The organism is Nonomuraea marmarensis, from assembly GCF_043197025.1.
In the GTDB taxonomy this organism is placed as follows: domain Bacteria; phylum Actinomycetota; class Actinomycetes; order Streptosporangiales; family Streptosporangiaceae; genus Nonomuraea; species Nonomuraea marmarensis.
The window spans coordinates 58407-72448 of record NZ_JBICRM010000037.1 but is presented as its reverse complement, the minus strand read 5'-3'; the positions used below and the strand labels follow the sequence as shown (position 1 = coordinate 72448).

Here is a 14042-nt window from a genome sequence, read left to right as displayed (position 1 = left end):
AGTACGCCGTATAGGAGGAAATTTCATGCGATGGTGGGCGCTGAGTGCGGTGACCTTGGGCACCTTCATGACCTACCTGGACAACAACGTCGGGAACGTCGCGTTGCCGACGATCCAGCGGGAGCTCGGGCTGACGATCTCCGGGCTGGAGTGGATCGTGAGCTCGTACATCCTGGTCTTCGCGGGCCTCATGCTGGTCGGCGGCAGGCTGGCGGACGTGTTCGGCGCCCGCAGGGTCTTTCTCGGCGGGCTGGCCGTCTTCACCGTGTCATCCCTGGCCGCCGGGCTGGCCACCTCGGGCGGGATGCTGATCGCGGCGCGGGCCGTGCAGGGAGTCGGGGCGGCGCTGCTCACGCCCACGGCGCTGGCCCTGATCAGCCAGATCTTCCCCGATCCCGGCGAGCGCGGCCGGGCCGTGGGCGTATGGAGCGCCGCGGGGGCGCTCTCCATGGCGCTCGGCCCGGTCACGGGCGGCTTCATCAGCGAGAACCTGCACTGGGGCTGGATCTACCTGATCAACGTCCCGATCGGGCTGGTGACGTTCGGCCTCGCGCTCTGGGCGGTCAGGCCGGCCTTCGCCAAGGTACGGCACAACCTCGACCTCCCGGGCCTGGCCACCTCCGCGATCGCGCTGTTCGCCCTGACCTACGCGCTCATCGAGGGCGAGGGCGCGGGCTGGACCTCGCCGGAGATCCTGGCCGCGTTCGGCGTGTTCGCGGCGGCCGCGGTGGCGTTCGTGCTGGCCGAGTCGCGGGCCGCCGAGCCGATGGTGGTGATGTCGCTGTTCAGGTCCAGGGTGTTCAGCGGCGGGCTGCTCACCATGGGGATCTGGTCGTTCGGCGTGTTCGGGATCTACTTCTTCAGCGCGCTCTGGCTGCAGAACGTGCTCGGCTTCTCCCCCACCGAGGCCGGCGGCGCGTTCGTGCCGATGGCGCTGGTCATGGCCGTGATCGCGATCCTGTCACAGCGGATCAGCGCGGCGCTCGGCATCGGCCGCACGGTGGCGCTCGGGATGGCGCTCATGGGGACGGCGATCTACCTGATCTCCGGCGTGGGCGCCGACGGCGACTACGCGGACGTGGCCCCCTGGTTCCTGCTGTACGGCGTGGGCGGCGGCCTGCTGGTCCCCCTGACGGCCGCGGTGCTCAGCGGGATGCCCCAGGGCAGGTCCGGCGTGGCCTCGGGCGTCCTGAACGTGTCACGCGAGGTGTTCGGGCTGCTCGGCATCACGGTGCTGGGGGCGTTCCTGAGCTCCAGGCAGAGCGGCAGCGACCGGCCGCCGCTGCTGGCGTTCCTCGACGGCTACCAGTTCACGCTGGTGATCGCGGCGGCCGTGGTGATCGCGGCCATCCCGGTCGCGCTCTACTCCCTGCGAGGGAGCGCCGTCGCCTGGAGGAGCGGCGGGAGCGAAGCGACCAGAGCGGGGGAAGGCGACGGCATCCAGGGCGACCGAGCCCGCCTCACGAAGTGAGGCCATGAACACAGCCTCAGGCCACCGCCACGGTGGGCTCCTCGAACTGAGTGCGGTACAGCTCCTCGTAGCGGCCACCGGCGGCGAGCAGCTCGGCGTGCGTGCCGCGTTCGGCCACCCGCCCGTCCTCGATCACCAGGATGAGGTCGGCGGCGCGGATCGTGGAGAGCCGGTGCGCGATCACCACGGCGGTCCTGCCTTCGAGCGCCTCGCCGAGCGCCGCCTGCACGGCCGCCTCGGAGGTGGAGTCCAGCGCCGCCGTGGCCTCGTCCAGGATCACCACCCTGGGCCTGGCCAGCAGCAGCCTGGCGATCGTCAGCCGCTGGCGCTCGCCGCCCGACAGCCGGTAGCCGCGTTCGCCCACGACCGTGTCGAGGCCGTCGGGCAACGACTCGATCAGGGCGGCCAGGCGGGCCCTGGTGAGGGCGTCCCAGAGCTCGTCCTCGTTCGCCTCCGGCCTGGCCAGCAGCAGGTTCGCCCTGATCGTCTCGTGGAACAGGTGGCCGTCCTGGGTGACCATGCCGAGCGTGTCGCGGATCGAGTCGGCGGTCAGGTCCCGTACGTCCACGCCGCCGAGCCGTACGGAGCCGGAGTCGACGTCGTACAACCTGGGCAGGAGCTGCGCGATCGTGGACTTGCCCGCGCCCGACGAGCCGACCAGGGCCACCATCTGGCCGGGCTCGGCCCGGAACGAGACGCCGTGCAGCACCTCGACGCCGCCGCGCGAGTCGAGCGTGGCGACCTCCTCCAGCGAGGCGAGCGAGACCTTGTCGGCCGCGGGGTAGGCGAAGCGCACGTCGTCGAACTCGACCACGACCGGCCCCTCGGGCACCTCCCGGGCGTCCGGCTTCTCCTGGATGAGCGGCTTGAGGTCGAGCACCTCGAAGACGCGCTCGAAGCTGACGACCGCGCTCATCACGTCCACGCGGGCGCTGGCCAGCGCGGTCAGGGGCGCGTACAGGCGGGTGAGCAGCATGGCCATCGACACCAGCGCGCCGGGCGCGAGCTGGTCGCGCAGGGCGTAGAAGCCGCCGAGGCCGTACACGAGGGCCAGGGCCAGCGCCGACACCAGCGTCAGCGCGGTCACGAAGGCCGACTGGGTCATGGCGGAGCGCACCCCGATGTCGCGCACCCGCCTGGCCCGGCGCGCGAACTCGGCCGACTCGTGCGCGGGCCGCCCGAACAGCTTCACCAGCGTCGCCCCCGGCGCCGAGAAACGTTCGGTCATCTGCGTGCCCATGGCCGCGTTGTGGTCGGCCGCCTCGCGCCTCAGCCTGGCGATCCTGGTGCCCATCCGCCGCGCCGGCAACACGAACACCGGCAGGAGCAGCAGCGCGAGCAGGGTGATCTGCCAGGAGATGCCGATCATCGCGACCAGCGTCAGCATGAGCGTCACGAAGTTGCCCGCCACCCCGGACAGCGTGTCGGTGAACGCCCGCTGCGCCCCGATCACGTCGTTGTTCAGGCGGCTGACCAGCGCGCCGGTGCGGGTCCTGGTGAAGAACGCGATGGGCATCTTCTGTACGTGGTCGAAAACCGCCGTACGCAGGTCGAGGATCAGGCTCTCGCCGAGGCCCGCCGACAACCACCGGTTGATCAGCCCCAGCCCCGCCTCCGCCACGGCCAGGCCCGCGATCAGCAACGCCACCACGACGACCACGTCCAGCGGCTCGGCGTTGAAGATGGCGTCGACCACCCGCCCTGCGAGCAGCGGAGACCCCACCGCCAAGCCCGCCATCACCACGCTGAGCAGCAGGAACAGCGTTAATCTCGCGCGGTGCGGCCGGGCGAAGCCGCCGATACGCCGGAGCGTCGCCCTGGAGAGAGGGCGACGCTCCCGCTGGTTGTTCATCGAGTACAGCTGGTGCCAAGCGGTCATTTCCATGCTCATGGCACGGAACACTACGGCCTCAACTTAACTTGAGGTCAAGCTCCGATCTGCTTGCCCTTGCCGTGCCAGACCACGGCCACCGCCGGGCGCGGCTGGTCGCCGTCGGGCCAGCGGCTGGCCGGGTTGTCCGGGGTGGCGCCGTCGATCTCGCCGGGGTGCTGCACCGCCACGAACACGCTGCGCTGGTCCTCCGTGACCAGCGGGCCGCAGGTCTCGGCGCCGGTGGGGACCGTCAGGAACTGGCGCAGGTGGCCGCGCTCCTTGCCGCGTACGGGCATGACGAACATGCCGTCGTGGCTGTCGAGCTGGTTGCCGTCCGTGGCGATCCACAGGTTGCCGTCACGGTCGAACGCCACGTTGTCCGGGCACGAGATCGGCGAGACCTTGGTCTTGTCGTAGCCGGCGAAGTAGGTGGCGGGGTCGTTCGGGTCGCCGCAGACCAGCGGGAGCGACCAGGCGAACGTCTTCTCGCCCGCGTCGTCACGCCTTTCGACGATCTCCAGGACGTGGCCGTGCTTGTTCGCGGCGCGCGGGTTGGCCTCGTCGGCCTGGGCCGCGGTGCGGTTGGTGTTGTTGGTCAGGGCCACGTACACGCCGCCGGTGACCGGGTTGCGCTCCATGTCCTCCGGGCGGTCCATCTTGGTCGCGCCGACCTTGTCGGCCGCCACCCGCGTGTAGACCAGGACTTCGGCGGCGGTCATGCCGTCCACGTACGACTTGTCGCCCGAGACCAGCGGGACCCACTCGCCCGAGCCGTCGAACAGGCCGTCGGAGGGCGGCTTCCCGGACCCGTCGATCTCGGTCTTCGGGCTGTCGCCGGTGAACTTGGCCACGTACAGGGTGCCCTCGTCGAGGAGGTCCCGGTTGTGCCGATCGAATCCCGAAATATAGCGATCTTTCGAGACGAACTTGTAGATGTACTCGAAGCGCGAGTCATCACCCATGTACACGACCAGGCGGCCGTCGCGGGACAACGTCGTGGTGGCGGCCTCGTGCTTGAACCGGCCGAGCGCGGTGCGCTTGATCGGCGTCGAGTCGGGGTCGAACGGATCGATCTCCACGATCCACCCGAACCTGTTGGCCTCTTGAGGGTGCTTGGCCAGGTCGAAGCGCTCTTCGATGCGATCGAACCTGCGGTTGCCCGACGGGGTGCCGGTGGTGATCGTATAGCGGGTGATGAACGGCTTCTGCGCCTCAGGCACCTTGTCGCCGTTGACGAAGTACTGGTCGAAGTTCTCCTCGGCGGTGAGCACCGTGCCCCACGGGGTGGTGCCGCCCGAGCAGTTGTTCAGCATGCCGACCGGCTTGACCCCCTTGGGGTCGGAGGCCGTCCTGAGCAGCGCGTTGCCGGCCGCGGGCCCGCTGAACCTCATGGGAGTCTGGGCGGTTACCCGCCGGTTGTAGCGGCGGCGGCCGCTGGTGACCAGCTTCCACTCGCCGGCGCCGCGCCCGCGCTCGATCTCCACGACCGAGCCGCCGTGCGCGGCCAGCCCGATCTTGATCTGGTCCTCGGTCGCCTCCGCGCCGCCGGTGTAACCGCGGAACATCAGGCTCTCGTCGGTGTACTCGTGGTTCACCCAGAGCAGGGCCCGGTCGCGGCCCAAGGGGAACAGCGTGACGTAGTCGCAGTTGTAGCCGAACTGCTTGGCCTGCGCGTCGGGGGTCTGGTTGTCGAAGTCGAAATCCGGCGCGTCGGGCAACACGGGGTCGCCCCAGCGCACGACCACGGAGGACTGGTAGCCGTCCGGGATCCGCAACGCGTCGTCCTTGTTCGGCGGCACGGGGGTGAAGCGGATGTCGGCGCTGTCGCCGCCGTGCCGGGCGTCGGCGGCCTCGGGCTCGTCGGCCAGGGCCGGCACCGCCCCCACCACGCCCGCCCCCGCCACGAGCGCCCCGAGCGCGCCCGCGCGCAACATGCCGCGCCGCGACAGCGCCTCCTTCACCACGTCGCCGAAGTAGGCGTTCTCGGTGGTGTTGGCCACGTCATGCGCGCACGCGTTGCCGCAGCGGAACTGACAGGTCAGCGCGGATCGACCACCTTTGTGCGGGGTGGAAAGCAGCGGCAGCAGCCGTCCCCTCCCGTTGGGGTTCGCCACAGGTCCTCCAGAAATGTGCGCGGTTGTACGGCGGGGACATTACGGCCATCGTCGAAACCGTAGATGAACGACGACCTCCGTTTCGATGAACGCTTCCCGCGAGACAATGGTGGGGTGCCACCACGCAAGATGGATCAGGAAAAACTGAGATCGGCTCTCGACGGCCAGCTCGTCGCCCTCGACGAGCCCGCCTACGACGGGCCCGCGTCCGCGCTGCCCGACGCGCTCGTGGCCGCCGTGCTGGCCGCCTACGACCGCGGGCTCCAGCCGGAGCGCGACGCGGCCAGGCAGGCCGTGCGCTACCTCCTCGACCGGCTCGCGACCGCCGCGCCGGGCAGGACCGTCGAGGTACGCGTGCCGCCGTACGCCGCCGTCCAGGCCATCGCCGGGCCCCGGCACACCCGCGGCACACCGCCGAACGTGGTCGAGACCGACGGCCGCACCTGGATCGAGCTCGCGCTCGGCCGCCTGACCTGGGCGGAGGCCATGGCCAAAGGCCTGATCTCCGCCAGCGGGGCCCGTGCCGACCTGTCAGACCATCTGCCGCTCTAGCTCCTACCGCTCATCCACGGAAACTTGTCCTCGAAGCAGCGGTCGGCGAGCTGGCCGGGCAGCTGGGCGCATTCCTGGACCACGTTCCAGAACCAGATGGCCACGATCGCGAAGAGGATCAGCGAGAGCACGCTGATCACGATGCCCGCTATGGCGCGGCCCTTGCCGACGTGCTTGGCCAGCGCCACGCAGCCGAAGACGATCGACAGGATCGCGGTGATCACGCCGGTGAAGCAGACGAACACCAGGAAGGGGCTGGCCACGCCCAGCACGAGCGAGGCCGTGGCCAGGCCGTTCCCCGGCCTGGTGGGCTGGTATGGGGGGCCGTAGGGGGATCCGGGTGGCGGGCCGTAGCCGGGCGGGCCGCCGTACGGGCTGGAGGGCTGGGTGCCCGGCACGCTCGGCTCCTGGTCCGGCGGGTACGCGCCCGGGTACGGGACGGCGGGCGTGCCCATCGGCGGCGTCGCCTCACCGGGCGGCACGCCTTCCCCAGAAGGCGTTTCTCCCCCCGCGGGCCCTACTCCCCCAGGTGGCGTTTCGCCGCCCGGTGGCGCGAAGGACGGCTGGTCGTCCTGCTCGTAGCGGGACGGGGCCCGCCTGGCCGGGCCCTCTTCGTCGGACGGAGCGCCTTCCCAGCCCGGGTACGGCGGGGTGGCGCCGGGGATCGGATACACCTGGGTCTCCTCGGCGTCGGAACCCGTCGGCTCCGGGGTCTCCGGCGACGTGGGCAGGTCGGGATGGGTGGGCTCGCCGGTCGGCCGCGGCTCGTGCGTCGGCGGCACGTCCGGAGGCGGAACCACGGGCGGCACAGGAGTGATGGGCTCCTCGCCCGGGGCCTCCTCTTCCAGATGGCCCTCGTCCCACCACGCGGGCGTGTGCTGCTCATCCTCTTCTGGACGGCCTTCGCGCGGGTCCTGCCCCGAGCGCGGCTCGTCCGGGCCCCCAGGTGTGGTCACGTCTGCCTCTCCCGACGGGTCAGCATGCCGGATACTTCACCCTTTCGCGGAGGGCGTCCGTTAAACCACGCGACACGGTAAGAGGCTGCTCATCATTGGGTCACCATGCGCCAAAACAGCAGGCGGCGGGCAAGATAGGTGCATGCTGGACGAGACCCTGACGTACGCGCTGATCATGGTCATGAAGGCGCACCGCAACCAGCTGGCCGCGGCGCTGCTCCCGCTGGGGCTGCACGCCGGGCAGGAGCTGCTGCTCAACCAGCTGTGGCAGGAGGACGGCCTCACCCAGGGCGAGCTCATCGCCAGGCTGGGCGTCGAGCCGCCGACCGTCACCAAGACCCTCCAGCGTCTGGAGCGCGCCGGCATCGTCTACCGGGCCCCCGATCCGGACCGGCCCCGGGTGGGCCGCGTGTACCTCACCGACACGGGCAAGGCGCTGCGCGAGCCGGTGGAGGAGATCTGGAACAGGATGGACGAGGAGCTCCTGAAGGGGTTCGACGCCGAGGAACGCGACCTGCTCGCCCGCCTCGTACGCGCCATCCCGCATTAGCAATTTTCACTCTAAGCGAAACAACCTTGCGGACTGCGCACGGCAGGCAGTTAGCTGGCTAATTAGTCGGCTAATTGGAGGAAATTTCCATGCATGTCCTTATTACTGGTGGTTCGTCGGGCATCGGCGCCGCGACCGCACTCGCGTACGGCAAGGCAGGAGCCCGCGTCACGATCACCTACAACACCGGCGCGGATCGGGCGGCCGAGGTCGTCAAGCGGATCGAGGAGGCGGGCGGCGGGGCGGCGGCCGTACACCTGGATCTTGAAGACCACTCCACCATCGCGCCAGCCGCGGCGCAGGCGGGCCCGGTGGACGCGCTCGTGGCCAACGCCGTCCGCTGGGGGACCATCATGCCCAACAGCGTCGCCTTCGAGGGCATCCCCGCGGCCGAGTGGTCGGCGGCCCTGCACGCCAACGTGGTCGGCAACGCGCTGCTCGTCCAGGCCGTGCTGCCCGGGATGCGACGCAGGGGGTTCGGGCGGATCGTGTTCGTCTCGTCGGGGGCGGCCGAGGAGGGGCTGCCGGGGCCGGGCGTGTACGGCACCGCCAAGATGGCCCTGCACGGCATGGCCCGCGCGCTGGCCTGGGACGCCGGCAAGGACGGCGTCCTGGTGAACGTGGCCGTCGCCGGGCTCACCGTCACCGAGCGCGAGCGTCCGGTGTCACAGGAGGCGCTGGACGCGATCGCGGGCCACACGCCCTCCCGCAGGCTGTCCACGGCGGACGACCTGGCCGAGCTCATCGTGTTCCTCGGCTCCGAGGCCAATCGCAACCTCACCGGGGAGATCATTCGCGACGGCTCGAATGCGGGCAGGTCAGCCCATGTACTCTGATGTCGCCCCCGCGTGTGCGAGCATGCGAGCGCTCAACCTAGACTGAGGCATGTGCTGAAGGGCGACGGCCGGCTCGGCCATGACCTGGACCCCCACGACCGCGCACCCAAAGACGCCTGTGGCGTCTTCGGCGTCTGGGCGCCAGGCGAGGAAGTTTCCAAACTCACCTACTACGGGCTGTACGCGTTGCAGCACCGCGGCCAGGAGTCCGCGGGCATCGCGGTCAGCGAGGGTAGCCGCATCCTCGTCTACAAGGACATGGGGCTGGTGGCCCAGGTCTTCGACGAGTCGGTGCTGAGCACCCTGCGCGGCCACCTGGCCATCGGCCACTGCCGTTACTCCACAACCGGTTCGAGCGTGTGGGAGAACGCTCAGCCCACGCTGAGCTCCACCGACGTCGGCGGCCTCGCGCTCGCCCACAACGGCAACCTGATCAACACCCCGGAGCTGGCCCAGCGCCTGGCTCCGGGCTCCACCAGGGCGACCACCGACACCGAGGTCCTCACCACGCTGCTCGCGCAGGACCGCACCCGCTCCGTCGAAGACTCGGCCGCGGAGCTGCTGCCGCAGGTCAAGGGCGCCTACTCGCTGGTGTTCATGGACGAGAAGACGCTCTACGCGGCCCGCGACCCGCAGGGCATCCGCCCGATGGTCCTGGGCCGCCTGGAGCGCGGCTGGGTGGTGGCCTCGGAGACCGCGGCACTCGACATCGTGGGCGCCACGTTCGTCCGCGAGATCGAGCCGGGCGAGCTGCTCACCATCGACGAGCGCGGCGTCAGGTCCCGCAGGTTCGCGCTGGCCGAGCCCAAGGGCTGCCTGTTCGAGTACGTCTACCTCGCCCGCCCCGACACCACGATCGCGGGCCGCGGCGTGCAGGTCACCAGGGTCGAGGTCGGCCGCGTGCTGGCCCGCGAGCATCCCGTGGAGGCCGACCTGGTCATCCCCACGCCGGAGTCCGGCACGCCCGCCGCCGTCGGCTACGCCCAGGAGAGCGGGATCCCCTACGGCCAGGGGCTGGTGAAGAACTCCTACGTGGGCCGCACGTTCATCCAGCCCTCGCAGACCATCCGCCAGCTCGGCATCCGGCTGAAGCTCAACCCGCTGCGCGAGGTCGTGGAGGGCAAGCGCCTGGTGGTCGTGGACGACTCGATCGTGCGCGGCAACACCCAGCGCGCCATCGTCCGCATGCTGCGCGAAGCGGGTGCCCTTGAGGTGCACGTACGCATCTCCTCGCCGCCCGTGGCCTGGCCGTGCTTCTACGGCATCGACTTCGCCACCAGGGCGGAGCTGATCGCGGGCTCGCTGACGGTCGAGGAGATCCGCGCCTCGCTCGGGGCCGACTCGCTCGGCTACATCTCGCTGGAGGGCCTGACCAAGGCCACCACCATCCCCGCCGAACGCCTCTGCAGGGCCTGCTTCGACGGCTCCTACCCCATTCCGATCGACCAGGACAACGTGGGCAAGTTCGTGTTGGAGACGAAGGCGTGAGCGAGCGGAGCGAGCGAACCATTAGACGCAGCACGATTGTCGTCACGCTGCCGCCGAAGGAGGCAGCGTGACGAGTTACGAGGCCGCCGGTGTGGACATCGAGGCGGGCGAGCGGGCCGTCACCTTGATGAAGGACAAGGTGGCGCGCTCGCGACGGCCCGAGGTGGTGGACGACGCCAGCGGGTTCGCGGGGTTGTTCGACGCCTCGGCCCTGTTGCGCTACCAGCGGCCGCTGCTCGCCTCCTCCACGGATGGCGTGGGCACCAAGGTCATGATCGCCCAGCGGTACGGCAAGCACGACACGATCGGCATCGACCTGGTGGGCATGGTCCTCGACGACCTGGTGGTGTGCGGGGCCGAGCCGCTGTTCATGACCGACTACATCGCCTGCGGGAAGGTGGTGCCCGAGCGCGTCGCCGAGATCGTCGGCGGGGTGGCCGAGGGCTGCCGCCTGGCCGGGGCCGCACTGGTGGGCGGCGAGACGGCCGAGCACCCGGGGGCGATGGGACCGGACGAATACGACCTGGCGGGCGCCGGGACCGGCGTCGTGGAGGCCTCCGCCATGCTCGGGCCCGCGCGCGTCGTGGCCGGGGACGTGGTGCTGGGGCTGGCCTCCTCCGGGATCCACTCCAACGGCTATTCGCTGGTACGGCACGTGCTGCGCGAGGCCTCGCTGTCCGTCGACGCCGTGCTGCCCGAGCTGGGCCGGCCCCTGGGCGAGGAACTGCTGGAGCCCACCCGGATCTACTCGCTGGACTGCCTGGAGCTGGCGCGCTCGGTGGACGTGCACGCATATGCCCACATCACGGGCGGGGGGATCGAGAGCAACCTGTCCCGGTCGTTGCCCGGCCACCTGGACGCCCTGCTGGACCGCTCGTCGTGGACCCCGCCCGCGATCTTCGGGGTGCTGGCCGGGCATGGGGGGATCGCGCAGGGTGACATGGACCGCACGTTCAACCTCGGGGTGGGGATGGCGGCCGTGGTCTCGTCAGAGTCGGCGGACGAGGCGATCCGGGTGCTGGCGGCCCGGGGGCTGAATGCCTGGGTCCTGGGCGAAATCGTCCCCGGCAACGGCCAGGCCCACTACCGGTAGCATCGACCCCCTGCGGGGGGTCGTGCACCGATCCAAAAGCTGACCACGTAACGAAAGCCCCACGGTTGCCCGTGGGGCCCGACGATCGTGAGCGAGGAGCCGGCGCAGGCGCCGGGCCCTCGGCCACATCAACCAGGAGAACGGCTATCGACCGCCGGACGTACGGCCATCGTCGTCGTCTCCGGTGCCATAGTCATCGGCGTAATCGGCATAGCGATCCGCCAGCTCATCGTTGAGGTCGTCGGCGTCGTCATTGCTGGAGTCTCCGACCCCGAGTTCGTCGCGAAGACGGTCAAGATCCGTGCCACCGCTGTTGTACTTCAGCTGGCGAGCAACCTTGACCTGCTTGGCCTTTGCTCGGCCGCGCCCCATTGGCTCGACCCCCTCGTGTGGGGTCGTCCCCGACCCCTCGTCGCTAACGCACCACACACTGACGCCGCCTGACTTTGGGCGTCAGCCTATCGTTCGCCTATTACCGTACCTGTTTTGTGCCCAGCTCGGTACGTCGTATGGGCGTGGGGCGTCAGTGGCCTAGCCAAATGGCCCTAATACGCCCGACTTCCGACATTCTGCGCTCGGCCAGCCTATCCGCTGCGACCGCCGGAGGAACGCCCTCATCGGCCGCGATCGCGAAGATCTTCAGAGTCGTGTCGTAGATCTGGGCCGCCTTGGACCTGGCCCGCTCCATGTCGAAGCCCTCGATCTCGTCGGCGACCTGGATCACGCCGCCCGAGTTGACCACGTAGTCGGGCGCGTACAGGATCCCGCGCTCGGCGAGTTGCTTCTCGACGCCGGTGTGGGCGAGCTGGTTGTTGGCCGCGCCGCAGACGATTTTCGCCCTGAGCCTGGCGACGGTGGCGTCGTCGAGCACACCGCCCAGCGCGCAGGGGGCGAACACGTCGATGTCGGACCCGGTCAGCTCCCCCACGTCGGCCACCACGTCGACCTCCGGACGACGCAGGCGTACCCGCTCGACGGCCTTGGGGTCGACGTCGCAGAGCACGACCTCGGCGCCGTCTTCGCGCAGGAGCTCGACCAGGCGGTGGCCCACCTTGCCGACCCCTTCGACGCCGACTCGCTTCCCGTGCAGCGACGGCGTGCCGTAGACGCGCTCGGCCGAGGCCCGCATGCCCTGGAACACGCCGAACGCCGTGAGGATGGACGAATCCCCCGCGCCGCCGTGGGCCAGCGTGCGGCCGGTCACGTAGCTGCACTCGCGGGCGATGACGTCCATGTCCTCGCTGTAGGTGCCCACGTCGCAGGCGGTGATGTAGCGCCCGCCGAGCGTCTGCACGAACCTGCCGTACGCGCGCAGCAGCGCCTCGCTCTTGTCGCGGGCCGGGTCGCCGATGATGACGGCTTTGCCCCCGCCCAGGTCGAGGCCCGCCAGCGCGTTCTTGTAGGACATGCCCCTGGCGAGGTTGAGCACGTCGGCCAGGGCCGCCTGCTCACTGTCGTACGGATAGAAACGGGTGCCACCCAGGGCGGGGCCCAACGCGGTGTTGTGGATGGCGATGATGGCACGCAGGCCGCTCTGCTCGTCGGCACAGAACACGACCTGCTCGTGGACGTCCTTGTGGGACGCGCCGAAGACGTCGGTCACGGTAGTGACTCCCTGTCCGGTCCGCCGCACCTTTGCGGCGGAGATCAGCTAACAGCGTAGTAAGCCTCAACGGTGCATGCAGGTGCTCTTCATGACACGATGCCTCCGTGCTGCCCTATGCCGCCTACCTCCGCGTCTATGAGCCACTGACCGCCTTCGCCGAGTCCGAGCGCAAGGTGTGGGCCGACTACGCCGACTCACGTGACCGCCCGCGCCGCGCGAACGCGCTCAACGCGGAGCACGGTGAGTCCGTCATGCGCCTGCTCGGCATGCCCCCTCAGCCCGTTCCCGCTCAGGAGAGCCCCAACGCGTATCTGCGGCGCGTAGAGGACCGTCTGTACGTTTGCCCCTGGCAAACACGTTTGCGCTCGTGGCTGGCGTTCTCAAGGCTGCGTGGCAGCACTCCGGTGAAGCTGATGGACCGGCTGGTGCCCAAGACGATCGCGGAGCAGACCGCCGACGACTTCGACAAGTTCAAGCGGCAAGCCGGTTCGTCCGCGTTGCGCACCCACATCCGCACCACGGCGTGGCATGTGCCGCCATCGTGGTTCGTGCCGTTTGATGGGAACGAGCGCTGGCTGGTGCTCGGCTCGGCCGCCCCTGGGCAGGACGTGACGACCGCTACCGGGCGTAATCTGATCTACGTCACTTCCATGGCGCAGGCCAGGAGGCGGGCGGCGCGGGCGCTCAATGTGCTGCGCAGGCATCTGGGCGACGTGTCGTCCAACTTCGACGTGGAGGACATCGCCCGGTGGCTGGAGGAGTTCCACCCGCATTCGCTCGTCGAGCTGGACTACGGCGGGCTCGTGCATCTCATGAACGACGACGCGCTGCAGGCCGACCAGTCGGTCGCGGAGCTGGCGGCCGCTCTGACGGGCCTGGACACGGGTCAAGAAGAACTTGCCTACGCCATGTACCAGAGGGTCATCCTCCGGTGGAAGTCAATGCAACAGCTGGAATCTGCCAACTGAACCCCAATACGGTCGTCTGACCTGCATGAGTAGGTCACGTCTCGCGGCTGCTCTCTTCTGCGAACTGAGTAGTTTGCCGTTTTCACTGCGATACCACGAACCGTGTCGCTAGAATCACCGAGCGTGACATCGCCATGCGGGGCGGGCAGTTGGGTCAAAGAAGGGCTCGCCAATCGCTCTGCGTGGCGGTATGGTCACATCGGGTGATGCCGCATATGGCTCAGAAAAGCCGCACGCTCTGTGCCATAGGGGGACATCCGTGACACGCGCAAAGGCAGTCACAGGATCGCTATGCCGGTCCACACGGAGGAGAGGCCGCACAAATGTCAGCTCGTACACCCGAGGCCGAGCCACTGCTCACGCCCGCTGAGGTCGCGACCATGTTCAGGGTCGACCCCAAGACCGTTACGCGGTGGGCCAAGGCGGGCAAGTTGACCTCGATTCGCACCCTCGGCGGGCATCGGCGTTACCGGGAGACCGAGGTTCGCGCGCTGCTCGCGGGGATTCCGCAGCAGCGCTCAGAGTAGTCAGAGGG

Annotated in this window: 13 protein-coding genes; 8 read left to right on the top strand and 5 right to left on the bottom strand. The window is 69.5% G+C overall.

All coding sequences use genetic code 11. The annotated features are described in order from the left end of the window. Positions 1-25 precede the first annotated feature (25 nt). Positions 26-1471: an MFS transporter gene (locus tag ACFLIM_RS40905; protein WP_393174455.1), complete on the top strand. Its 1446-nt coding sequence runs from the start codon at positions 26-28 to the stop codon at positions 1469-1471. 16 nt (positions 1472-1487) lie between these two features. Here the strand turns inward: ACFLIM_RS40905 and ACFLIM_RS40900 are convergent, their stop codons facing one another. Next, positions 1488-3362 (bottom strand): ABC transporter ATP-binding protein, encoded by a 1875-nt coding sequence (locus tag ACFLIM_RS40900; RefSeq protein WP_393174453.1) that lies wholly within the window; start codon positions 3360-3362, stop codon positions 1488-1490. A gap of 35 nt (positions 3363-3397) precedes the next feature. After that, positions 3398-5458 carry a PhoX family protein gene (locus ACFLIM_RS40895; RefSeq protein WP_393174451.1) on the bottom strand — a complete coding sequence of 687 codons (2061 nt, stop codon included), beginning with the start codon at positions 5456-5458 and terminating at the stop codon, positions 3398-3400. 129 nt (positions 5459-5587) lie between these two features. On the opposite strand from ACFLIM_RS40895, the gene ACFLIM_RS40890 reads away from it, so the two are divergent. Further along, positions 5588-6010, top strand: a complete 423-nt coding sequence (locus ACFLIM_RS40890; RefSeq protein WP_393174449.1) for a sterol carrier family protein — start codon at positions 5588-5590, stop codon at positions 6008-6010. On the opposite strand, the gene ACFLIM_RS40885 is transcribed toward ACFLIM_RS40890, so the two are convergent. Next, positions 6007-6966, bottom strand: coding sequence for a hypothetical protein (locus ACFLIM_RS40885; protein WP_393174447.1), 960 nt, complete (start codon positions 6964-6966; stop codon positions 6007-6009). The genes ACFLIM_RS40890 and ACFLIM_RS40885 overlap by 4 nt on opposite strands. 142 nt (positions 6967-7108) lie before the next feature. On the opposite strand from ACFLIM_RS40885, the gene ACFLIM_RS40880 reads away from it, so the two are divergent. From ACFLIM_RS40880 to purM, 4 genes are all read left to right on the top strand, one after another. Continuing rightward, positions 7109-7516: a MarR family winged helix-turn-helix transcriptional regulator gene (locus ACFLIM_RS40880; protein WP_393174445.1), complete on the top strand. Its 408-nt coding sequence runs from the start codon at positions 7109-7111 to the stop codon at positions 7514-7516. Between the two features lie 89 nt (positions 7517-7605). After that, positions 7606-8352: an SDR family NAD(P)-dependent oxidoreductase gene (locus tag ACFLIM_RS40875; protein WP_393174443.1), complete on the top strand. Its 747-nt coding sequence runs from the start codon at positions 7606-7608 to the stop codon at positions 8350-8352. Positions 8353-8403: 51 nt separating this feature from the next. Then, positions 8404-9840 (top strand): amidophosphoribosyltransferase, encoded by a 1437-nt coding sequence (gene purF / locus ACFLIM_RS40870; protein WP_393174441.1) that lies wholly within the window; start codon positions 8404-8406, stop codon positions 9838-9840. A gap of 67 nt (positions 9841-9907) precedes the next feature. After that, positions 9908-10933 carry a phosphoribosylformylglycinamidine cyclo-ligase gene (gene purM, locus ACFLIM_RS40865; protein ID WP_393174439.1) on the top strand — a complete coding sequence of 342 codons (1026 nt, stop codon included), beginning with the start codon at positions 9908-9910 and terminating at the stop codon, positions 10931-10933. A 144-nt stretch (positions 10934-11077) separates the two neighbouring features. On the opposite strand, the gene ACFLIM_RS40860 is transcribed toward purM, so the two are convergent. Together ACFLIM_RS40860 and ACFLIM_RS40855 are read right to left on the bottom strand one after the other, a co-directional pair. Next, a complete protein-coding gene (locus tag ACFLIM_RS40860; protein WP_393174437.1) occupies positions 11078-11305 on the bottom strand; it encodes a DUF3073 domain-containing protein in 228 nt (75 codons plus the stop codon). A gap of 151 nt (positions 11306-11456) precedes the next feature. Continuing rightward, positions 11457-12536, bottom strand: a complete 1080-nt coding sequence (locus ACFLIM_RS40855) for a Glu/Leu/Phe/Val family dehydrogenase (protein ID WP_393174435.1) — start codon at positions 12534-12536, stop codon at positions 11457-11459. A gap of 107 nt (positions 12537-12643) precedes the next feature. Here ACFLIM_RS40855 and ACFLIM_RS40850 point away from each other — a divergent pair, with 107 nt between their 5' ends. Then, entirely contained in the window at positions 12644-13507 is an 864-nt protein-coding gene (locus ACFLIM_RS40850; protein WP_393174433.1) for a hypothetical protein, read from the top strand. A 323-nt stretch (positions 13508-13830) separates the two neighbouring features. After that, positions 13831-14034 carry a developmental transcriptional regulator BldC gene (gene bldC, locus ACFLIM_RS40845; protein ID WP_013133571.1) on the top strand — a complete coding sequence of 68 codons (204 nt, stop codon included), beginning with the start codon at positions 13831-13833 and terminating at the stop codon, positions 14032-14034. Positions 14035-14042: the final 8 nt, after the last annotated feature.